This window comes from Cupriavidus sp. SW-Y-13, from assembly GCF_009793345.1.
GTDB lineage: Bacteria > Pseudomonadota > Gammaproteobacteria > Burkholderiales > Burkholderiaceae > Cupriavidus.
Window position 1 is genome coordinate 1755814 of sequence record NZ_WHLX01000001.1, and the last position, 20863, is coordinate 1776676.

Annotated in this window: 18 protein-coding genes; 6 read left to right on the forward strand and 12 right to left on the reverse strand. The window is 62.8% G+C overall.

Annotated elements, in window-relative coordinates:
- Nucleotides 1–137: 137 nt before the first annotated feature.
- On the reverse strand, nucleotides 138–2372 hold the full coding sequence (locus GA566_RS07835) for a phosphocholine-specific phospholipase C (protein ID WP_160472399.1): 2235 nt from the start codon (nucleotides 2370–2372) through the stop codon (nucleotides 138–140).
- A 63-nt stretch (nucleotides 2373–2435) separates the two neighbouring features.
- Complete coding sequence (locus tag GA566_RS07840; protein ID WP_160472402.1) at nucleotides 2436–2597, reverse strand: hypothetical protein; 162 nt, start codon at nucleotides 2595–2597, stop codon at nucleotides 2436–2438.
- A gap of 241 nt (nucleotides 2598–2838) precedes the next feature.
- On the opposite strand from GA566_RS07840, the gene GA566_RS07845 reads away from it, so the two are divergent.
- Entirely contained in the window at nucleotides 2839–3327 is a 489-nt protein-coding gene (locus GA566_RS07845) for a VOC family protein (RefSeq protein ID WP_160472404.1), read from the forward strand.
- Nucleotides 3328–3361: 34 nt separating this feature from the next.
- On the opposite strand, the gene GA566_RS07850 is transcribed toward GA566_RS07845, so the two are convergent.
- The gene (locus tag GA566_RS07850; protein ID WP_160472406.1) at nucleotides 3362–3937 is read right to left on the reverse strand and encodes a redoxin domain-containing protein; all 576 of its coding nucleotides are present in this window, start codon (nucleotides 3935–3937) and stop codon (nucleotides 3362–3364) included.
- A gap of 249 nt (nucleotides 3938–4186) precedes the next feature.
- Between GA566_RS07850 and GA566_RS07855 the strand changes: the two genes are divergently transcribed.
- On the forward strand, nucleotides 4187–5050 hold the full coding sequence (locus tag GA566_RS07855) for an alpha/beta fold hydrolase (RefSeq protein ID WP_160472408.1): 864 nt from the start codon (nucleotides 4187–4189) through the stop codon (nucleotides 5048–5050).
- A 231-nt stretch (nucleotides 5051–5281) separates the two neighbouring features.
- Nucleotides 5282–6217: a LysR family transcriptional regulator gene (locus GA566_RS07860; protein ID WP_137924753.1), complete on the forward strand. Its 936-nt coding sequence runs from the start codon at nucleotides 5282–5284 to the stop codon at nucleotides 6215–6217.
- Here GA566_RS07860 and GA566_RS07865 read toward each other — a convergent pair.
- Together GA566_RS07865 and GA566_RS07870 are read right to left on the reverse strand one after the other, a co-directional pair.
- On the reverse strand, nucleotides 6189–8495 hold the full coding sequence (locus GA566_RS07865; protein ID WP_160472410.1) for a xanthine dehydrogenase family protein molybdopterin-binding subunit: 2307 nt from the start codon (nucleotides 8493–8495) through the stop codon (nucleotides 6189–6191). The two genes, GA566_RS07860 and GA566_RS07865, sit on opposite strands and share 29 nt — an antisense overlap.
- Entirely contained in the window at nucleotides 8492–8974 is a 483-nt protein-coding gene (locus tag GA566_RS07870) for a (2Fe-2S)-binding protein (protein ID WP_137924755.1), read from the reverse strand. Before GA566_RS07870 ends, GA566_RS07865 begins: the two co-directional genes overlap by 4 nt.
- 178 nt (nucleotides 8975–9152) lie before the next feature.
- Between GA566_RS07870 and GA566_RS07875 the strand changes: the two genes are divergently transcribed.
- Nucleotides 9153–10427, forward strand: coding sequence for an MFS transporter (locus GA566_RS07875; RefSeq protein ID WP_370459279.1), 1275 nt, complete (start codon nucleotides 9153–9155; stop codon nucleotides 10425–10427).
- Nucleotides 10428–10659: 232 nt separating this feature from the next.
- Here the strand turns inward: GA566_RS07875 and GA566_RS07880 are convergent, their stop codons facing one another.
- The 6 genes from GA566_RS07880 to GA566_RS07900 form a co-directional block, all read right to left on the reverse strand.
- On the reverse strand, nucleotides 10660–11652 hold the full coding sequence (locus tag GA566_RS07880) for a tripartite tricarboxylate transporter substrate binding protein (protein WP_160472411.1): 993 nt from the start codon (nucleotides 11650–11652) through the stop codon (nucleotides 10660–10662).
- 44 nt (nucleotides 11653–11696) lie between these two features.
- Entirely contained in the window at nucleotides 11697–12989 is a 1293-nt protein-coding gene (gene eno, locus GA566_RS07885) for a phosphopyruvate hydratase (protein WP_160472413.1), read from the reverse strand.
- Nucleotides 12990–13000: 11 nt separating this feature from the next.
- Nucleotides 13001–14419, reverse strand: a complete 1419-nt coding sequence (pyk, locus tag GA566_RS07890; protein ID WP_160472415.1) for a pyruvate kinase — start codon at nucleotides 14417–14419, stop codon at nucleotides 13001–13003.
- Between the two features lie 12 nt (nucleotides 14420–14431).
- The gene (locus GA566_RS07895; protein WP_370459280.1) at nucleotides 14432–15703 is read right to left on the reverse strand and encodes a glycerate kinase; all 1272 of its coding nucleotides are present in this window, start codon (nucleotides 15701–15703) and stop codon (nucleotides 14432–14434) included.
- A 10-nt stretch (nucleotides 15704–15713) separates the two neighbouring features.
- A complete protein-coding gene (locus tag GA566_RS32885) occupies nucleotides 15714–15866 on the reverse strand; it encodes a hypothetical protein (protein ID WP_171020366.1) in 153 nt (50 codons plus the stop codon).
- Between the two features lie 161 nt (nucleotides 15867–16027).
- The gene (locus GA566_RS07900; protein WP_160472417.1) at nucleotides 16028–17116 is read right to left on the reverse strand and encodes a tartrate dehydrogenase; all 1089 of its coding nucleotides are present in this window, start codon (nucleotides 17114–17116) and stop codon (nucleotides 16028–16030) included.
- Between the two features lie 140 nt (nucleotides 17117–17256).
- Here GA566_RS07900 and GA566_RS07905 point away from each other — a divergent pair, with 140 nt between their 5' ends.
- Together GA566_RS07905 and GA566_RS07910 are read left to right on the forward strand one after the other, a co-directional pair.
- Nucleotides 17257–18180, forward strand: a complete 924-nt coding sequence (locus GA566_RS07905; RefSeq protein WP_160472418.1) for a LysR family transcriptional regulator — start codon at nucleotides 17257–17259, stop codon at nucleotides 18178–18180.
- A gap of 196 nt (nucleotides 18181–18376) precedes the next feature.
- Nucleotides 18377–19936 (forward strand): methyl-accepting chemotaxis protein, encoded by a 1560-nt coding sequence (locus GA566_RS07910; protein ID WP_137924760.1) that lies wholly within the window; start codon nucleotides 18377–18379, stop codon nucleotides 19934–19936.
- Between the two features lie 333 nt (nucleotides 19937–20269).
- On the opposite strand, the gene GA566_RS07915 is transcribed toward GA566_RS07910, so the two are convergent.
- The gene (locus GA566_RS07915; RefSeq protein ID WP_008648464.1) at nucleotides 20270–20767 is read right to left on the reverse strand and encodes a hypothetical protein; all 498 of its coding nucleotides are present in this window, start codon (nucleotides 20765–20767) and stop codon (nucleotides 20270–20272) included.
- Nucleotides 20768–20863 lie beyond the last annotated feature (96 nt).

Here is a 20863-nt window from a genome sequence, read left to right on the forward strand (position 1 = left end):
TTGTGGGTGGCGTGGCTTAAACCATAGTCATTCGTCACGTTCCCCGCTTGAAGGTTCGCGCCATGGCCTTCCGATTTGCACGGATTACGTCACGGCGGGCCGGAAACCCGTCCGCAACGCTGGCCTGGCAGCAATTCTTACAACTGTCCCATTGCCGGATCGGTCACTGAATCCTTGCCGGTCTCCACGCGACCTGCAAAGCGGCGGTAGAACGTGAGATCGCTGCTGCTGGTGACGGCAAAGTCGTACCAGCTGCCGCTGTCCTTGAGGGACCAGTTCAGCGTCTGCGTGGCGCCCGCCGCCACCGTGGCTTCCCACGGACCGTCGGTCCGGTAGGCCAGCGGCGTGATGTGGAAGGTGGTCGAGCCGCTGCCCAGGTTCATCAGGTCGATGTAGACATCGCCATTCGTCACTTCGTAGCAGACGCGGATTTCCGGATTGGCACGCGCAGTGGCCAGCACTTTGGTATCGCCCTTGAAGTGGCGGTGATAGCCATTCGGCCCGAGCACCCAGAGATCGTACTGGCCGGCATCGGACGACGATGCAGCCCAGGTGTCGGACAGCGTCTTGCCCGCTTCGAGCATGTAGCGGCGCGGCACGCTGTCCAGATCGTTGCGATCGTAGACGTGGAACACGGCAGCCTGCTTGCCCGAGTTCGCGAACAGCAGTTGCACGGTGCCGTTGACGTTGGCGCGGGCGCTGGTGTGCAGCTCGTAGGGCAGGGCGCGCGACGGCACCGAGCCGGCTTCCTGCTGCGGCAATTGCGCGGTGGTAGGCACGGGCACAGCGGGCAGGGCACCCTGCGACGCACGCAGGGCATCCGCTGCGGCGCGCGTCTGGTGTCCGTTCAACTGCGGCAGCAATTCGTTGTTCGGCGTCTTGAAGTTGAAGGCCGAGGTCAGGTCGCCACAGACTGCGCGACGGTACGGGCTGATGTTGGGTTCCTGTACGCCAAAACGGGCTTCCAGGAAGCGCAGCACCGAGGTGTGGTCGAACACCTGCGAATTGACCCAGCCACCACGGCTCCACGGCGAGATCACGAACATCGGCACGCGCGGGCCGGGGCCGAACACGCGGCCATCGCGCGCGGGCTGGGCGGTGCTGCCAGCGGGCGGCGACTGCGTGTAGTACTCGGCAGCCATGTCGGTATCCGACAGCGTGCTCTTGCCGGCGAGCGTGTTGTCCGGATGACGCGACGGGGCGGACGGCGACGGGATGTGGTCGAAGTAACCATCGTTCTCGTCGAAGTTGATCAGCAGGACGGTCTTGCTCCAGACCTCGGGATTGCTGGTCAGCGCGTCCAGCACTTCCTGCAGGAACCATGCGCCCTGTACCGGCGACGACGGGCCCGGGTGCTCGCAGTAGATCGACGGGGCATTGATCCACGAAACGCTGGGCAGCGTGCCATTCGTGACATCGCGCTTGAAGGCGTCGAGGTACTGGTCAGGCGTGGTGCCCGGCAGCGTGTTGGCGATGCCCTTGTACAGCGGATTGGCCGCGTTGTCCGTGGCCGCATCGTAAGCCTTGTACGGCAGCGCTTGTCCGGTGTTGGTGTAAGCCGACTGCGGCGCGCCGCCGCTGGAGACCGGGAAGCCCGAAGCCAGGTTCGCGCGGCGGAAGTTCTGGAACGCGCCCAGCATGTTGTCGCCCCACTCATCGGGCATGTTCTGGTAGCTGATCCAGCTGATGCCGGCAGTCTCCAGACGTTCTGCGTAGGTGGTCCACGTGTAGCCCACGTTGGCATCGGCGGCGATGCCGTTGATCGCATCCCACTCGTTGTTCACGAAGGCACGGTTCTGTGGCATCACGCCGTTGGTGCCGGTGATGTGGAACGAGCGATTGGCGTCGGTGCCGGTGTGCATCGCGCAGTGATACGCATCGCACATCGTGAACGCCCTGGCGAGCGCGAACTGGAACGGGATTTCCTGTTCCTTGTAGTAGCCCATCGAGACATCGTTCTTCGACACGGGCCAGCGCGACATGCGGCCATGGTCCCAGGCGTTCTGGCTGTCTACCCACGTATGCGGCGTGCCGGACACGCGCTGCGCGTTGTTACTGGTGCCATCGAGGTGATACGGCGTCAGGATGCTGCCGTTGGCGCGGCCTTGTTGCCAGATGTTGCGACCGTTCGGCAGCGGAACCGTGATGCGATCGCCAAAACCGCGCACGCCCTTGAGCGTGCCGAAGTAGTGGTCGAAGGAACGATTTTCCTGCATCAGGATGACGACGTGCTCGACATCGGCAATGGTGCCCGTGGCGTTATTGGCGGGAATGGCCAGTGCGCGGCGGATGCTGGGCGGGAAGGCGGCCAGGGCGGCGGCGGAGAATGCCGTGCCAGTGGCCGCCTGCAGAAACTTGCGGCGGGAGATCATGTTTTTTATGACTGAGCGAATGAGTCAGTGAGCGGAGCGGGCGTGCGAGACGATGCGAGCGGATCAGGGCGCGCAGCGCTTGTCGACGGCGGGGGCCGAGGCGCCGGGTTGCGTGCCGGCCGGAGGTTGCGTGGGCTTGTCGTCATCGCTCCCGCCGCAGGCGCTCAGCAACAGCGCGGCGAGGCACGCGGCTGCGAATCCGCGTATGAATCTGGTTTCTTCCATGGTGTCTTTTTTTATCGGCTCGTTATTCGAATCGGGGCTGCCCGGTGAGGCAGGCCGCAAGACTAGGAGACACCAGTGACAGGTTCATGACGCGAGACGCACTTGCGGGCGATCTCCGCACGCGGGTGTCCACATTCGCTCGCCGACATTGCAGTACATTGATTGACACACGCGAGGCACATCGGCGCAGCACCGCGCCCGGCGCCAATTCTTACGCAGTGATGACAAACAGGAGACCCGCATGACGAGCAAGAACACCATTTGTCTGTGGTATGACGGCGACGCACTCGACGCCGCCAACTTTTATGCAGAGACGTTTCCCGACAGTGTGGTAACGGCCGTCCATCGCGCGCCAGGCGACTATCCCAACGGCAAGGAAGGCGATGTGCTGACGGTGGATTTCACGGTGGCCGGCATTCCGTGCATGGGCCTGAACGGGGGGCCGTACTTCAAGCACAACGAGTCGTTCTCGTTCCAGATCGCTACAGATGATCAGGAAGAAACCGACCGGCTCTGGAACGCCATCGTCAACAACGGCGGGCAGGAAAGCGACTGCGGCTGGTGCAAGGACCGCTGGGGCCTGTCGTGGCAGATTTCGCCGCGCGTGCTGACCGATGCCGTGATGGGATCGGACAAGGCGGCTGCCAAGCGGGCCTTCAACGCGATGATGACGATGAAGAAGATCGACGTGGCGAAGATCGAGGCGGCGGTGCGGGGCGAAGGCGGCTAAAACACGCCACCCTCACGCTGGCTTCACGCGACACTCATCGCGCGTCAACCGAACACGCACCTGACGCGCAGCCTTCCTCGACTGGGGCACCTTCCGCCTGACGCGCAACCTCGTCCGTCCGGGCCGCATCTTGCCGCGCTTCCAGCACCAGTTCCGCGATCTGCGCGCCGAGCGTGAGGTCCGCCACCGATCCGAAATGCTGCTGGCGCAGATTGCCCCGGGCATCGATCAGGATCAGCGTCGGCGTGCCACGCATCGCATAGGCCCGCATGGTCTGCGGGACGCCATCGTGCCCGTCGGGCCGGTCCACGCCGACCGGAAAAGGAATGCGGTACTCGTGCAGGAACGCCTTCAGTGCCGTGGGCGTCATGGCGTCGTGATGCTCGAACACGGTATGCAGGCCGATCACGGCCACCTCTGATGCGGAGAACGTCTGGTGCACCCGTACCGCTTGTGGCAAGCCATGCGATACGCAACCCGGACACAGCATCTGGAAGGCTTCGATCACAACAACCTTGCCTCGCAAACTCTCCAGCGTGATGGGACGGTCGGTGTTGAACCACTGCTGGATGGTCAGGGCGGGGGCGGGTTGGGGGTGGCGGGCATTCATGATGGGATCTCCTGCTGGATGGTGTCCCTAGTATTGGCTCGCGGCGACCTTCCGGGATGCCAATTCGTCCGGGAAAGATATCCTTTCGTCCAGCGACGAGACCGCCACTTCGCAAGACATCGCGTTCCAAGTTAGCGAGCTAATACCAAAAGCCGGTGCACCTTCGGAAAAACCGGGCGATTCCGACAAATCGCGATCGCCGTCCCTGAGAAGCTTCGCGGCTTAAACCACAGACACCGCGAGACGTTCATGCAGGCCACGATCAACGGCACAGAAATCTTCTTCGACATCGACGGCGAAGGTTTTCGCCCAGGGGCGGGCAGGCTGATTGAAAAGCCGGTGCTGGTGGTGATCCACGGCGGACTCGGCTTCGATCACGGCTATCTGAAACCCGGCCTGTCCGGCCTGCGCGACGAGGCACAACTGCTCTACGTCGATCTGCGCGGGCAAGGTCGCTCGGGGCGTCCGCCGCTGGAAACCTGCACGCTGGAGCAGATGGCGGATGACGTTGCCGCACTCTGCGCGTACCTCGGGCTGCATCACGTGCACGTGTTCGGCCACTCGGCAGGCGGTTTCGTCGCCATGCACATGGCGCTGCGCCATCCGGCGCTGGTGAAGGGGCTGGTGCTGTGCAGCAGCTCGCCCACCGTGCAGCCGATCATGGACGACACCGACGAGCCAGCACCGTCGCTGGCCTCGCGCGCCAACCCGGAAACACTGGCCGTGGCGGCCCGCCTGTTCGGCGGCGACATCTCCGCCGAAAGCGTCGAGGCGTTCTTCCGCCATGTGGGCCCGTACTACGCGGCGCCCGCGCATATGGACGTGCCACCCGTCCTGACCGCGCTCAGCATCGCATCGGTCGACATGATGCGGCACTTCATGACCGCCGTGGCCCCGTCCTACGACCTGCGACCCCGGCTCGACCAGATCGACACCCGGACCCTGGTGCTCGTCGGCAAGCACGACTGGGTCTGCCCGCCGCGCGCCAGCCGCGCCATTGCACGCGGCATTCCCGGTGCGCTGCTGGTGGAGTTCGAGGATGCCGGGCATTTTCCGTTCTCGGAAACGCCGGGCATGTTCATCCGCGTGATGTCGCAGTATTTCAGCGGGTGAGAGCAGGAGAGGGCGGGGACATCTGCGCTACCTACAACTCGCGGGCAATGGGTGCTTCGTCGGCTAGGACGCTGAGCGGGGAGACTTGGAATATCCGAGGGTTGCACAGGGCTTATCCACAAAACATTTGCGCGTCGCACGTGCCAAGCTGAACAATAGCCGGACCATTCATGAAATGGTTTCATTGCGTCACTCTCGACGCCAGGCTGCATTTTTTCACAGCGAGCTGCGATGCCCCGCCACAATCTCAACGATCTGCTTGCATTGGTCACCGTCGCCCGCGAGCGGAGCTTCACGCGCGCAGCAGCGCGCCTCGACGTCACGCAATCCGCGCTGAGCCACACCATCCGCAATCTGGAAGCGAAACTAGGTGTGCGGCTGCTGACGCGGACCACGCGCAGTGTGTCGACGACCGACGCGGGCGAACTGCTGGTCCGGTCCATTGGTCCCAAATTCGAGGAAATCGAAGCCGACCTGTCCGCCGTGGCCGAACTTGGCGAACGCCCGGCGGGCACCATTCGCATTACGTCCGTCGACCATCCGATCGATGCCATCATCTGGCCACGCCTCGCCAAGGTACTTCCGCACTATCCGGACCTCAACGTCGAATTGACGGTCGATTACGGACTCACCAACATTGTGGGTGATCGCTACGACATCGGCGTGCGGTTTGGCGACCAGATCGAGAAGGACATGATTGCAGTGCGCATCAGTCCCGATGTGAAAATGGCCATGGCGGGGTCACCCGCATATTTCAAGGGCCGCGAAAAACCGATGGTGCCGCGCGACCTGTTGTCGCACCGATGCATCAACCTGCGCCTTCCCACTAGCGGCGGCCTCTATGCGTGGGAACTGGCGAAGGGATCCAGGAAGTTGCAGGCCCGTGTGGAAGGGCAGGTCATTTGCAATAGCGTCAACCAGATGATCAATGCCGCCCTGGATGGCTTTGGGCTGGTGTTCCTGCCGACGCCGGTCGTCCAGTCCTACGTGGAGAAAGGCAAACTCATCAAGGTGATGGAGGACTGGTGCCCGACCTTCCCGGGCTATCACGCGTTCTATCCGAGCCGCAGGCAGTCGTCGCGCGCGCTCAAGATCGTGATCGACGCCATCCGGTACCACCCGGATGGCGTCACCGCTGCTAAGCCTGCGAAAGCTGGTCACGGATAGGCAGGGACCGGATCCGTGTCCCCGTTGCTGCAAAGATCGCGTTGCAGAGTGCAGGCGCGATGGGCGGCACGGGCGGCTCGCCCACACCACCGGGCGGTACGTCGAAATCGCCACCGACCATCCACGTATGGATGGCCCGAGGTGCCATGTGCGAGCGCAGGATCTCGAAGTCGTGGAAGTTGCTTTGCTGGACGCGGCCGTCCTTGAACGTGATCTCGCCCAGCATCGCCAGGCTGATACCCATCACGCATCCGCCTTCCACCTGGGAACGGATGCGCTCGGGGTTGACCTGCGGTCCGCAATCGATCGCCATGTCCACGCGCGGAATGGTGATCTGGCCCTTGCCATCCACCGCCACTTCCACAACGGTGGCCACATAGGTCACGAAGCTGTACGCCATGGCAATGCCAAGGCCGTGCCCCTTGGGCAGCTTGCGACCCCAATTCGCCCTGCGCGCCGCTTCCTCGATGACGCGCCGCATGCGTCCGGTATCCAGGGGATACACGTCCGGCGATTCGTTGTAGTTCCACGTGTCCGAGAGTGTCGAGGGATCGATCTTGCGCGGCGGGCCGATCAGCTCCAGCAGGTAATCCTTCGGATCGCGCCGCGCCTGATGCGCCAGCTCGGCAACGAAGCTCTGCACGGCAAACGCGTGCGGAATATTGGACACCGAGCGGAACCAGCCAATGCGCGTGTGCGCCGGCACGTCAGCCGACTCCAGCCGGATCGACGGGATCTGGAACGGGACGTTGATGGCCGTCATGCCCGCTTCGAATGCAGCTTTGCCTTCGACGCCTACCTTGAACGTGGAGGTAATGGTCGGCGCGGCGGACCGGTGCAGCCATGCCGTCGGCTTGCCGCTGGCATCCAGCACGGACTCCATGTGCTCGACTGATACCGTGTGGAAATAGTCGTGGTGGATATCGTCGTCGCGCGTCCACTGCAGCTTGACGGGCTTGCCGTCCATCGCCTTCGACACCAACGCCGCTTCGGAAATGAAGTCGGCCATCGACTTGCGGCCGAAGCCGCCGCCCAGCAACGTGACATGCAGCGTGACGTCCTTGACGTCGAGGCCGACGTGCTTCGCCACGCTTTCCAATGCACCCTGGGGCGCTTGCGAAGGCGCCCAGATCTCGCACTTGCCGTCAACGAAACGCGCCGTTGCCACGGGCGTTTCCATCGAGGCATGCGCAAGATGCGGAATGTAGTACTGGGCCGAGACCTTGCGCTGGCTGCCGGCCGCCGACAACGCCGCCACGGCATCGCCATCGCTGCGTAGCGCCTTGCCTGGCTGTCGCACGGCCGCTTCGAGCGTGCGGCGGAACACGACGGAATCGTAGTGGCCATTGGCGCCATCGTCCCACTCGAGCTTGAGCGCCGCGCGGCCGTGCATCGCCGCCCATGTATTGGTAGCCACCACGGCCACCCCACCCACGGGATTGAACAACGGCGGACCGTCGTAGCCTTTCAGCTCGACGACCCGCAGGACTCCCGGAACCTTCAGCGTATCGGTGCTGTCGACCTTGCGCAGCTTGCCACCATGGACAGGCGGGCGGGCGATGACCGCGTAGACCATGCCCGGCAGCCGCACGTCGATACCGTAGGTCGCCTTGCCTTGCGCAATATCACGACTGTCGGCCGGCATGATCCTGCCCTTGCCGATGTAGCGGAATGCGTCCGGCTGCTTGAGCCGAAGTTGATCGCGCTTCGGCACTGGCTGCTGCATCGCGGCTGCGGCCAGATCGCCATATCCGATCCGGCGTCCCGTGGCTGCATGAATCACTTCGTGGTTACGCGCCTGCACCTCCGTGACCGGCACCTTCCATTGCGCGGCAGCAGCGGCTTCGAGCATTTGCCTTGCCGACGCACCCACCCGGCGCATCGGCGCCAGGAAATGCCGCATGCTGCGCGATCCGTCCACATTCTGGCTGCCGTAGCGCGCTTCGTTGGCATCGGCCTGAACGATTCTGACGCGGCTCCAGTCCGCCTCCATCTCGTCGGCGACAACCATCGGCAGGCTGGTTCGCACACCCGTGCCCATCTCGGCTCGATGCGCCACGATGGTCACGGTGCCATCTCGCGCAATCGAGACGAACACCAGCGGATCGTCAACGACACCGCCCGGCATCGCCGCGCCACCGAATTTCTTCTCGGGTTCGGCAGCGGCGGCCTTGGTGACCAGTCCGCCGAACTGCAGAGACAGCGCGAACACCGCGCCTGCCTGCAGGATGCGACGGCGCGCCGGTTGTTCGAGGGTTTCGAGGTCGGTGCGAGTCATGCCTTGGCTCCCGTCTTGTTGGCCGCAAGGCGTGACGATGCCAGCTTCACCGCAGCATTGATGCGCGTGTACGTGCCACAGCGGCACAGATTGCCGCTCATCCCCGCCACGATCTGCTCGTCAGTGGGCTTCGGATTCGCTTTCAACAGAGCGGTGGCCGTCATGATCTGCCCGGCCTGACAATAGCCGCACTGGGCCACGCCCAGCTCGACCCAGGCATCCTGGACGGCCCGGCCTACGCGATCGGCATCCATCGATTCGATCGTGCGTACGCGCTTGGTACCAATCCCGGAGATCGGCGTGACACAGGAGCGGACGGGTTGCCCATCCACATGTACGGTGCAGGCGCCGCAAAGCGCCATGCCGCAACCGAACTTGGTACCGGTAAAGCCCAGGGCATCGCGCAGCGTCCACAGCAGTGGGGTGTCGGGGGAGAGGTCGACCTCATGAACCTGGCCGTTGATGTTTATCGTTGTCATGGACGGAAGAGAGGCGGGGGATCGCGGTATGGTATCGAATAGGCGGCGTTTCGATTACGCACAATGGCTCATTGCCATCATGAAAGCAGTTCATCAATCGTTTCATGAGTCCGGCTCATCAAGGCAACAAGTATTGACCGGCTAGTCGCCGGCGGCCGTAGCCCGGATCATTCGGCCGATGGAAAACACCGCACTACCCAGCACCTCCCCAACATATCCGGACTCGCCTGCGCAAGGTTCGCAGCCGCCGGCCTACTGGAGCGGCGTCTTCGCGATGACGCTCTGTGTCTTCGCGCTGATTGCCTCGGAGTTCATGCCCGTAAGTCTGCTGACACCAATGTCCGCAGACCTGCATGTCACTGAAGGAATGACAGGGCAGGGCATTGCCATCTCCGGCGCCTTTGCCGTCGTCACGAGTCTGTTCATCTCAGCCATGGCGGGCAGCATGAACCGAAAGTTGCTGCTGCTTGGGCTTACGGCGGTCATGGCGGCATCGGGTGCCGTTATCGCGGCGGCCCCGAACTACAGCGTTTACATGGCCGGGCGCGCATTGATCGGGGTTGTGGTCGGCGGCTTCTGGTCGATGTCGGCGGCCACGGCAATCCGCCTGGTGCCCACGCACCAGGTGCCACGCGCATTGGCAATCTTCAATAGCGGCAACGCATTGGCCACAGTCGTGGCGGCACCGGTTGGCAGCTATCTCGGCGCACTCATCGGCTGGCGCGGCGCATTCTATTGCCTCGTCCCGATTGCCCTCCTCGCACTCGCCTGGCAATGGTTCAGCCTTCCCGCCATGCCAGTGCCGATCCGACCCAAAGGCAGCAGCAATGTTTTCGTGCACCTGAAGCGCCCGGTAGTGCGGCTGGGCATGCTCGCAGCCGGCGTATTCTTCTCCGGGCAATTCACGCTGTTCACTTACGTCCGGCCGTTTCTCGAAACGGTCACGCATGTCGATGCATCCGGCTTGTCCCTGATCCTGCTGGCCATCGGCGTGGCGGGATTTGTCGGCACCATGCTGATCGGCGCCGTGCTGAAGCGGGCGTTCCACGCCACGCTCGTGGCAATTCCGATGTTGATGGCCGCCATCGCACTCGCACTGATCGGCCTGGGCCATCACACCATCAGTGTGGTCGTGCTTCTGGCATTGTGGGGGCTGGTGGCAACTGCCGCGCCCGTCGGTTGGTGGAGCTGGATCACGCGCACGTTTCCGGACCATGCCGAGGCAGGCGGTGGCCTGATGGTGGCAGTCGTCCAACTTTCGATCGCACTGGGCTCTACCGTGGGTGGCATCCTCTTCGATACATACGGCTACCGCAGCACGCTTGAAGCCAGCGCAACGCTGCTGCTCATCGGTGCAGTACTGGCATGGATGACGGCCCGTGCCGCGCAGATTGACGATGCTCAAGTTGTCAATAAGCCACTCGCTCATATGCACCCGGAGAAAGCGCGGTGAAGTTGTTCATCCGGATAATGCGCCAACATCACGTGTCCAGGCTTTGCTCATATGTCGTAGGGCTGGCCATTTTCAGATGTCGGCACGGGCGTGCGGGGCCGTTGATATCCCCTATCAGACAGATGCCACGTCATATCTAATGCTCTGCGCGGCTGGGGCGCAGGAGACCCACTCGGCGGTCTGTCTCCAGTCGCGCATCACTGTTCACTTCCCCTGAGGCAGCATCTCGAAACTATTCGATGGTGACATTGCCCTCCTTTACGAGGGCAGCGAACTTGCTGGTCTCATCATTGATGCGCTTGGCAAAAGCTTCAGGCGTACTAGACATTGGCTCGGCACCTGCAGCGAGCATACGTTGCTGGAAGTCGGGTGAGCTGACAATCTTCACGATTTCGGTGTTAAGTTTGGTGACGACGGGCTTGGGTGTTGCTGCGGGAGCGAGCACGCCGAACCACGTACCAATGTCGAAGCCTTTGAGACCCGCCTCATCCATCGTCGGTACGTCAGGCAAGGCGCTGGAACGCTTTGCCGTGGTGACTGCCAGCGCTTTCAGCTTGCCGCCCTTGATATGCGGCAGCACCGTCGTCAGGGTGTCGAAGGACATGGAGACCTGACCGCCCAGCAGGTCCGTGGTCAGCGGACCACTCCCCTTGTACGGCACATGCAGCAACTTGACGCCGGTTGTCGCCTGGAACTGGGTGCCGATCAGGTGTTGCGCAGTGCCGTTGCCATTGGATCCATACGACAACTCTGGAGATGCCTTCTTCGCCAGTGCGACAAGCTCGGCCACATTCTTTGCAGGCGTCTTCGCGCTGTTGATGACCAGCACGTTGGGGACCATCGCCAGTGTGGAGACCGGGGTCAGGTCCTTCTGGAAGCTGTAGGGGAGCTTCTTGTAGACCGACGTGGCGATGGTGTGGTGCACAGCGCCCATCAACAGCGTGTAGCCATCGGGCTTGGCTTTCGCAACGTAGTCAGCTCCGACCGTGGCGCCCGCGCCTGGACGGTTTTCGACAATGACGGGCTGGCCGAGCGCTTTGGACAACTGATCGCCCAGCGCGCGTGCCAGGACATCGGTCGTGCCGCCAGACGGGAACGGAACGACCAGGCTAATCGGCTTGGCCGGCCAGTCCTGTGCAGATGCCTGCGACGCTGCGCAGATTCCAAAGCCGATCACGAAAAGCCCGCAGAGGCTACGGACGCGTTGAGTGGTGAATGTACGCATGTTTGTCTCCTTTGATTGTAGTGATGGCAATGCGTGTTGATGTGCTAGATCTGGCGCGAACTTGAAAACGCAGCACGACCGGCGAACGTGGCTGCGCAGCCAAGTTCGGCCTCGATGTAGAGCAGGCGGTTGTATTTGGCAACGCGGTCGGAACGCGACAGCGAACCGGTCTTGATCTGCGTGGCAGCGGTGCAGACGCTGAGATCGGCGATCGTCGTATCTTCGGTCTCGCCGGACCTGTGCGACATCACCGATGCATAGCCCGCGCGATGCGCCATCTCGATGGCCGCCAGTGTTTCGCTCAACGTGCCAATCTGGTTCGGCTTGATGAGGATGGCATTGGCCACGCCGCAGTCGATGCCTTCCTGGAGGATGGCGGTGTTGGTGACAAACAGATCGTCGCCTACCAGCTGCACGCGGTCGCCCAGACGCTCTGTCAGCAACTTCCATCCTTGCCAGTCGTCCTCGGCCATGCCGTCTTCGATCGTGACGATGGGGTATTGCGACACCCAGCCTGCGAGCAGTTCGACAAAACCGCTGCTGTCGTAGCTGCGGTTCTCGGACTGCAGGACATAGCTTCCGTCCCGATGGAACTCGGAACTCGCCACGTCCAGGCCCAGTGCGATATCGCGGCCAGCCTGAAAGCCGGCGGCGTGGATGGCTTGCATGATGACTTCCAGCGCCTGTTCGTTCGACTTCAGGTCCGGGGCAAAGCCGCCTTCATCGCCGACTGCCGTGGAAAAGCCGCGCTGTTTCAGAAGCGCCTTGAGCGTATGGAACACTTCCGCACCCCAACGCACGGCTTCCGAGAACGATTGGGCACCAACTGGCAGGATCATGAACTCCTGCATATCGACGCTGTTGTCGGCATGCGCACCACCGTTGATGATGTTCATCATCGGCATGGGCAAGCGCATCTGTGCGCCGTCGCCGCCTATCGAACAATAGAGCGGCACACCTGCCGACTCGGCTGCGGCCCGCGCCGTCGCCAGTGAGACGGCCAATAGCGCGTTGGCGCCGAGTCGCGACTTGTCCGCTGTGCCATCCAGCCGGATCATGCATTGATCGATGTCTGCCTGCTCCGATGCGCGCATGCCTGCCAGCGCGCGTGCGATATCGCCGTCGATGTGCCTGACGGCCTTGCGCACACCCTTGCCGGCGTAGCGATCCCGCTCGCCATCGCGCAGCTCGATGGCCTCGCGCGCGCCCGTCGAAGCGCCCGAGGGGGCCGCCGCGAACCCTTCACTGCCATCGGCCAGCAGCACCCGGGCAGCCACGGTTGGGTTGCCGCGCGAGTCGAGGATTTCGTAGCCACGCACTTCCTGGATCACTGACATGCGGTTTCCCCTTACTGGACCTGCGCGATGCGCAGAAGATTGGTGGTGCCCGCCACGGTGAACGGCAAGCCGGCGGAGATCACGATCGACTCGCCGGGTTCGCCGAAGCGTTCCTTGACGACGGTTCGGCTTGCCAGGTCGGTCATTTCAAGCACATCCACGACTTCATGGCACAGCACGGCATGGACACCCCAGGCGAGTGCCAGGCGGCGAGCCGTGGCGATACGCGGCGTCATGCCCAGGATTGGCACTTCGGGGCGCTCACGTGCCATGCGCAGCGCGGAATAGCCCGAACTGGTGTAGGCGACGGTGGCCGGGACCTTGAGCAGCCCGGCCACATGTCGCACCGCATAGCCGATGGCATCGGCTGCCTCGGCGCGCGGTGGGGTATGCGAAGACTGAATCGCGTCGTGATAAAGCGGATCGGATTCGGTACGTGTGATGATGCTGTTCATCATCGTCACGGCTTCCACGGGATACCGGCCCGAGGCCGATTCCGCCGAGAGCATGACCGCATCGGCGCCGTCGTAGACGGCCGTCGCCACATCGGAGGCTTCGGCACGCGTGGGCACAGGCGTCGCGATCATCGACTCCAGCATCTGCGTGGCCACAATGACTGGCTTGCCTGCTTTGCGGCAAGCACGAACGATCTGCTTCTGGAGCGATGGCACCTGCTCGGCCGGCATCTCCACGCCGAGATCGCCGCGCGCAACCATCACCGCATCGGCTTCGGCAACGATGGCGTCGAGGCTCTGGATCGCGGCAGGCTTTTCCAGTTTTGCAACGATTCCGGCGCGGTCCTGCACGATCGCCTTGATCTCCTGGATATCCTCGGGACGCTGCACGAACGACAGCGCAATCCAGTCGACGCCGAGCGTGAGTCCGAAGTCGAGGTCTCGACGGTCCTTCTCGGCCATCGCCGACAGCGGCAGCACCACGCCCGGCACGTTGACGCCCTTGCGTTCGGACAGGGGCCCGCCATTGACGACCGTGGTTTCGGCAAAGTCTCTACCGCAATGGTCCACGCGCAGGCGGATCTTGCCGTCGTCAAGCAGCAGTTCGGTGCCTTCACGCAGTGCGGCGAATATCTCTGGATGCGGAAGGCTGACGCGGGAAACCGTGCCCGGCTGATCGCGATCCAGGTCGAGGCGGAACGATGCGCCCGCCGGAAGCTGGATGGGGCCGTCGGCAAACGTGCCGATCCGCAGCTTCGGGCCTTGCAGATCGAGCAGCACGCCGATAGGGCGACCGCGCGCTTGCTCGATTTCCCGGATCGTATCGAGCCGTTGCCGATGGTCGTCATGGCTGCCATGGCTGAAGTTCAGGCGGAACACATCGGCGCCAGCGTCGAACAGGGCCTCGATGATTTCGGGTGACGTGCTGGTGGGGCCCAGCGTCGCCACGATCTTCGCGTTGCGGAGGCGTCTCATGGTCATACTCCATCAGGGCGCGATCAGAATCGCGCGGAAATCGTTGACGTTGGTGAGGGTGGGGCCGGTTACGACGGCATCCCCGAGGGCTTCAAAGAAGCCGTGGCCATCGTTGTTGCCCAGCGCATCCTGCGGACGGATACCCATTGCCCAGGCACGCCGCAAGGTGTCGGGCGTCACGATGGCGCCGGCAATCTCTTCCTGGCCATCGACGCCATCGGTGTCACCCGCGAGGGCATGGATGCGAGCATCGCCGCGCAACGTCATGGCAAGCGCGAGCAGGAATTCGACGTTGCGACCGCCACGTCCTGTGCCGCGTACGGTCACGGTCGTTTCTCCGCCCGACAACAGCACGCACGGCGACGGAAACAACTGGTGATTGGCCGATTCCAGCGCAAGAGCGCCGAGCACCAGCCCCACGTCGCGCGACTCGCCTTCGATCGCATCGCCCAGCAGATGCACCCCGAGGCCCGCGTCGCGGGCAACGCTCGCAGCCGCTTGCAGTGCCATCCGTGGTGTGGCGATCAACGTCGTGTCGATGCGCGGCAGCCGCGTATCGCCGGGCTTGACGGTCTCGGCCGCATCGGAATCCAGCACGCGCATGACGTGCTCTGGCAACGCCAGTCCATAGCGCCGGAGAATGTCGATCGCCTCCTGGCGCGTCGTGGGATCGGGGACCGTTGGGCCGGATGCAATGTCGATCGGGTCATCGCCCGGCACATCGGAAAGCAGCAGGTTGCAGACACGGGCCGGGTAGCAGGCTGCCGCCAATCGTCCCCCCTTGATCGCCGAGAGATGGCGTCTGACGCAGTTCATCTCGGTGATCGTGGCGCCTGACTTGAGCAGATCGCGATTGATCTGCTGCTTGTCATCGAGCGAGATACCTGCAAGCGGCAGCGGTAGCAGGGCGGAACCTCCACCGGATATCAGGCTTACGACCAGATCATCCTCCGTCAACCCGGATACCAGTTCCAGCATGCGGCGGGCCGCCTCGTTGCCAGCTGTGTCGGGCACGGGATGCGCCGCTTCCACGATCTCGATCTGCTCGCATGGCACCGCATAGCCGTAGCGGGTTACCACCAGACCCTGCATCGGACCTTGCCAGGCTTTCTCGAAGGCGTGCGCCATGGCTGCCGATGCCTTGCCGGCACCGATCACGATGGTGCGTCCCTTGGGGCGGTCTGGCAAATGGCGCGCCAGCGTGAGCGACGGCTGCGCGGCGGCGATGGCCGCATCGAACATGCTGCGCAGCAACGCGCTGGCCTGTGGGGTGTCGAATGTCATCGTCATCGCCTCAGTGCATCAGGCCAGCGTGCGCATCGGCGACGCGAGACAAACGACAGAGCAGGGCGCGCACGCCCACGCGGCCCAGTTCCTTCCTGCTCTTCATGCGTGCGACGCCAAGCAATACCTGCACGTACAGCTTGCCCAATAGCCTTTGAATCATGGCTGTCTCCTGCTGATTCGAGGTGAGTCGCCTGCGGTCGAGGGCTCTGCTGGCCGTTGTCGGAGTCCGCAAGGAAGCAGACGCACGGTGGGCGCGCGCCTGCTGGCAGCCCGGCCATGGCCGGGTGCGAAGGGTCTACAGGTGAAGGGGCGAACGCAGCCTTATGCAGCCTTGGCCTGGTGGTGCGCCGCCAGGTAGTCGCAGACCGCCTTGGTCACATCCACGGTCTTTGCCTTGCCGCCGAGGTCCCCGGTATGCAGCGCCGGATTGGCGGTCACGGCTTCGATCGCGGCCATCACGCGTTGCGCGGCGGCGTTCTCGCCCAGATGTTCCAGCAGCATGACCACGGACCAGAACGTGCCGACCGGATTGGCCAGGCCCTTGCCCATGATGTCGAAGGCGGAGCCGTGGATCGGCTCGAACATAGACGGATAGCGGCGCTCCGGATCGATGTTGCCGGTGGGGGCAATGCCCAGGCTGCCAGCCAGCGCAGCGGCCAGGTCGCTCAGGATGTCGGCGTGGAGATTGGTGGCGACGATGGTGTCGAGTGTGGCGGGGCGGTTGACCATCCGTGCGGTGGCGGCGTCCACCAGTTCCTTGTCCCATGTGACATCAGGGAAGTCCTTCGCTACCTGCACGGCCACTTCATCCCACATCACCATCGCGTGACGCTGTGCGTTCGACTTGGTAATCACGGTCAGCAGCTTGCGCGGCCGCGACTGGGCCAGCTTGAACGCGTACCGGAGGATGCGCTCCACACCGACGCGCGTCATCATTGACACATCGGTCGCGGCTTCGATCGGATGACCTTGATGCACGCGGCCGCCCACGCCGGAGTATTCGCCTTCGGAGTTCTCGCGGACGATGATCCAGTTCAGGTCCTCCGGTGCGCAACGCTTGAGCGGCCCATCGATGCCGGGAAGGATGCGCGTGGGGCGCACATTGGCGTACTGGTCAAAGCCCTGGCAAATCTTGAGGCGCAGTCCCCAGAGTGTGATGTGGTCCGGGATCTGGTTGTCGCCAGCGGAGCCGAACAGGATCGCGTCCTTGTTGCGCAGGGCGTCGAGGCCATCGGCCGGCATCATCACCCCATGCTGGCGGTAGTAGTCGCCGCCCCAGTCGAAGTTTTCGAACTCGAAGCGGAATTCTGCGCCAGCGGCGGCCAAGGCTTCCATGACTTCGCGGCCAGCGGGGACCACTTCCTTGCCAATGCCATCGCCCGGAATAGTTGCGATCTTGTACGTCTTCATCTTTCGTCTCCTGTCTGGTCTGGAAATCCGTTTTGGTGCCTTCGTGCTGTCGAGAGCATGGGACGGATTCTGGACGGTGGACGAAGTTTTGGATCGTGGCTAAAGTTAAACCATTCTTAACCTGTAGGTTGAAAGTGAATATGGTTGCCAACAGTGCGATCCAACCGGCCGAGCTGGGCTTCTTCGCGGCATTAGCCACGGCTGGCAGCCTGAGCGCCGCAGCGCGGGATCTGGGCATCACGACGGCGGCGGTCAGCAAGCGGCTGGGCCAGATGGAGGCGCGCATCGGCATGCCGTTGGTGACGCGTACCACGCGGCGCATGAGCCTGACACCGGAAGGGGAGGTCTTGCTCGAGCATGCCCGCCGTATCCTGGGCGAACTGGACGATCTGCAGCAACTGCTGACCAGTGCCAAGGGCAAGCCGAGCGGCTTGCTCCGCGTCAATGCCACGCTCGGCTTTGGCCGCATGCATGTGGCGCCGGTGATCTCCGACTACAGCCGGATGTACCCCGAAGTCGATGTCCAACTGCAACTGTCTGCGGACCCGCCACCACTGACCGAAGATGCATTCGATGTCTGCGTGCGATTCGGCGAGCCGCCCGACGCGCGCATCGTGGCGCGCAAACTCGCACCAAACCGGCGGCTGCTGGTTGCCTCGCCACGTTACTTGCGCGAGCACGGCATGCCGCAAACGCCCGCAGACCTGCAGCGCCACAACTGCATTGGCATCAGGCAGGGGAGCGATGCCTACGGCGTTTGGCGGCTCACGCCAGTCAAGGGTGCCAAGGCACGTACCGAAGCAATCCATGTCCGAGGCAACCTCACCACGAATGATGGCGAAATTGCCGTGAACTGGGCGTTGGAGGGGCACGGCATCGTGCTGCGCGCCGAGTGGGACGTCGACCGCTATCTCCGCAGCGGAAGGCTGGTGCAGGTGCTGCCGCAATATGCCACCCCGGAGGCAAACATCTACGCGGTGTACCAGCAAAGGCACCAACTGTCGTCCCGAATCCGGCTGTTCGTCGAATATCTCGGCGAAAAATTCGCGGCCTTTGGCCAGTAGGCCCATCTCTGGGCCAGCAGGGACCGAGGATCCGTCTTGGTCGCTATCTATACCCCACCAAAGTTGGGTTGAGGATGGCAATTGAACAGCCGTTCTGCAAGCGACAGTGCCTAATCTTGCGCGTCGACTACGCGGCAGGGCAGACAAAAACCAAGCAGAACCTATTGCCGAGGGCGTAGGGACAACGGAGATACGGATGGCGTTTATCGGCAATATGAAGATTGGCAAGCGGCTGGGGCTTGGCTTCTCCCTGATTCTGGCATTTTCCATTGCTATTACCGCTATCGCCATCTGGCGGCTTGACAACGTTGCAGCCGCGACGCGCGAGATGATGAAGGTGCCGCTCCTCAAGGAGAGACTGATTGGCGACTGGTATGCCAATCTGGCATCGGGCATCCGACGCACTAGCGCCATTGCGAAGAGTACTGATCCGGCGCTGGGCCCATATTTCGCCGAAGAGGCCGCGGCGTCGTCCAAGAGCTCGGGCGAACTTCAGAAAAAAGTGGAAGCACTGATTTCCACGGAACAAGAAAGGGCGCTGTTCAGCAAGATCGGCGAATCCCGGAAGGCCTACCTGAGTTCTCGCGACGAGATCAACAAGGCCAAGGCGGCTGGTAATGTCGATGAAGCCACGCGTATTCTGGACAAGGTGTTCACCCCAGCGGCGAACGCCTATCAGGGCACGATGCGCGAGCTGGTTGAAGTGCAGCGACGCACCATTGACGATACCGCCCAGGAGATTGATGGCGTTGCCGCCAAGAGTCGCGCACTGCTGCTGGTGCTCGAAGGACTCATCCTGGTACTTGGGATCATCTGTGCGTACTTCCTGACGCGCAGCATCAGCCGTCCGCTGGCACAAGCTGTCAGCGTGTCGCGTCGCGTGGCCGATGGTGACTTGTCCAGCGAGATCGTTGTGAAATCCAGTGACGAGACCGGCGAGCTGTTGCAAGCGCTGAAGGACATGAATGACAAGCTCGGGGGCACGGTCGGAAATATCCGAACGGCCAGCGTGGCGGTCGCCAGCGCTGCGGGCCAGATCGCATCCGGCAATCTGGATCTCTCTTCTCGCACCGAACAGCAGGCTGCTTCGATCGAGCAGACTGCGGCGAGCATGGTCGAGCTGACGGAAACGGTGAATCAGAATGCCGACCATGCGCGCCAGGCGACTTCCCTCGCCGGCAGTGCCAGAGAAATGACGGAGTCCGGGCGTTCCGATGTGGCCGCGATGGTGCAGACGGTCGGGGAGGTGAGTGCCGAGTCGAGGAAGATCGCAGAGATCACCGGCATGATCGAAGGCATCGCATTTCAGACGAATATCCTGGCACTCAATGCCGCAGTCGAGGCAGCACGTGCTGGCGAGCAAGGACGAGGCTTCGCGGTTGTCGCGGGCGAGGTACGATCGCTGGCACAAAGGGCGTCTGGCGCAGCCAAGGAAATCAAGGAACTGATCGAGGCATCAACCGTGAAGGTGCAAGTGGGTGCCCAGCAGGCCGAAGGCGTCAGTGCCGCAATGGAACGGATCAATACGGCAATCGAGCGCGTCTCGGACATCATCGGCGAAATCTCCGCGGCTTCCGACGAGCAAAGCAAGAACCTTGAACAGGTGAGTCTTGCCATTACCCAGATCGACCAGGCGACCCAGCAAAATGCAGCGCTGGTCGAGGAGTCTTCCGCAGCAGCGCAGGCTCTGCGCGAGCAGGCAGTGGGTATGAAGGACGAGGTGATGTATTTCAAGACCGCAGTCCAATTCGCTTAAGCAGCCCGTCCGCCTGGTTCGAGAACAACACAGCGACCATCCGCCGTGTGGGTCTACCCGCCGGGGATTTGGCCCTTACAATCGCAATTAGCTATTCTTGGCACCTATGGCCTAGTGTTGCGTTGGTTTTGGTTTTCAGATTTTGTTGTATTTCAGCCGGAAGACGGACGGATTTTCCACAGGGCCCCCACTTTTTTGGCTAGCACGTGTTGCGTGCCCGTGGCACCAGTCTTCGTTGCGTTGAGCTTTGTGTGGAGGCGCAACGGAAGGACACGCCAGGCCGGGAGTCTGACGGCTGCGGTGTTGCGCGTTGCACACTTGGGCGTGGGACTACTATCGCGTCCTTGGTTTGACCCCCAGTTCCCACAGCACGTCGATGTTGCGGAGATATATGGAGACGTTCTCGGCCGAACTGTGGATGATCGAGTGCTCGCGCCCATCGACGGAGTCAACTTTTGCCGTCCACGGATCTTCCAGGCACTGGCAAACATCCTCAATATCGTCGCGATACTGCTGCAGCGCCTTCGGGGTCCAGGTCCGCATTGCATTTGGAGCCAACAACACAGAGAGCGTACCCTTGCGCTCCCCGATATACCGCACAGGTGAGAGCAGGCCGCCGACGTAAAGCATCATGAGCGCGTCGATCACGCGATCGTCATGGTCCTCGTCCCAGATGACTGCGAGGTCAAGGAATGCGCAGCGATCGAGCCGGTTCAGAAGCTCGTCATGCCAGACCGGCGCCCGAAGGATGGAGTAATGTGTTCCCCGGCCGAGGTTGCCCACAGGGCGGGTTTCGTCATGCAGGGTCTGGAAGAAGGGGCAATAGGACATGAACGCTCCTTTCGGGAGAGAGACGGCTTCCGCCGCGGAACCGCAGCCATTTCGTGGCTGCGAGCATCAATGCAGACAGTATCACGCCGGATGGCA

Coding starts and splice junctions, on each gene's coding strand:
- GA566_RS07835 (WP_160472399.1), bottom strand. CDS start 2,372: ATGATCTCCCGCCGCAAGTTTCTGCAGGCGGCCACTGGCACGGCATTC.
- GA566_RS07840 (WP_160472402.1), bottom strand. CDS start 2,597: ATGGAAGAAACCAGATTCATACGCGGATTCGCAGCCGCGTGCCTCGCC.
- GA566_RS07845 (WP_160472404.1), top strand. CDS start 2,839: ATGACGAGCAAGAACACCATTTGTCTGTGGTATGACGGCGACGCACTC.
- GA566_RS07850 (WP_160472406.1), bottom strand. CDS start 3,937: ATGAATGCCCGCCACCCCCAACCCGCCCCCGCCCTGACCATCCAGCAG.
- GA566_RS07855 (WP_160472408.1), top strand. CDS start 4,187: ATGCAGGCCACGATCAACGGCACAGAAATCTTCTTCGACATCGACGGC.
- GA566_RS07860 (WP_137924753.1), top strand. CDS start 5,282: ATGCCCCGCCACAATCTCAACGATCTGCTTGCATTGGTCACCGTCGCC.
- GA566_RS07865 (WP_160472410.1), bottom strand. CDS start 8,495: ATGACTCGCACCGACCTCGAAACCCTCGAACAACCGGCGCGCCGTCGC.
- GA566_RS07870 (WP_137924755.1), bottom strand. CDS start 8,974: ATGACAACGATAAACATCAACGGCCAGGTTCATGAGGTCGACCTCTCC.
- GA566_RS07875 (WP_370459279.1), top strand. CDS start 9,153: ATGGAAAACACCGCACTACCCAGCACCTCCCCAACATATCCGGACTCG.
- GA566_RS07880 (WP_160472411.1), bottom strand. CDS start 11,652: ATGCGTACATTCACCACTCAACGCGTCCGTAGCCTCTGCGGGCTTTTC.
- eno (WP_160472413.1), bottom strand. CDS start 12,989: ATGTCAGTGATCCAGGAAGTGCGTGGCTACGAAATCCTCGACTCGCGC.
- pyk (WP_160472415.1), bottom strand. CDS start 14,419: ATGAGACGCCTCCGCAACGCGAAGATCGTGGCGACGCTGGGCCCCACC.
- GA566_RS07895 (WP_370459280.1), bottom strand. CDS start 15,703: ATGACATTCGACACCCCACAGGCCAGCGCGTTGCTGCGCAGCATGTTC.
- GA566_RS32885 (WP_171020366.1), bottom strand. CDS start 15,866: ATGATTCAAAGGCTATTGGGCAAGCTGTACGTGCAGGTATTGCTTGGC.
- GA566_RS07900 (WP_160472417.1), bottom strand. CDS start 17,116: ATGAAGACGTACAAGATCGCAACTATTCCGGGCGATGGCATTGGCAAG.
- GA566_RS07905 (WP_160472418.1), top strand. CDS start 17,257: ATGGTTGCCAACAGTGCGATCCAACCGGCCGAGCTGGGCTTCTTCGCG.
- GA566_RS07910 (WP_137924760.1), top strand. CDS start 18,377: ATGGCGTTTATCGGCAATATGAAGATTGGCAAGCGGCTGGGGCTTGGC.
- GA566_RS07915 (WP_008648464.1), bottom strand. CDS start 20,767: ATGTCCTATTGCCCCTTCTTCCAGACCCTGCATGACGAAACCCGCCCT.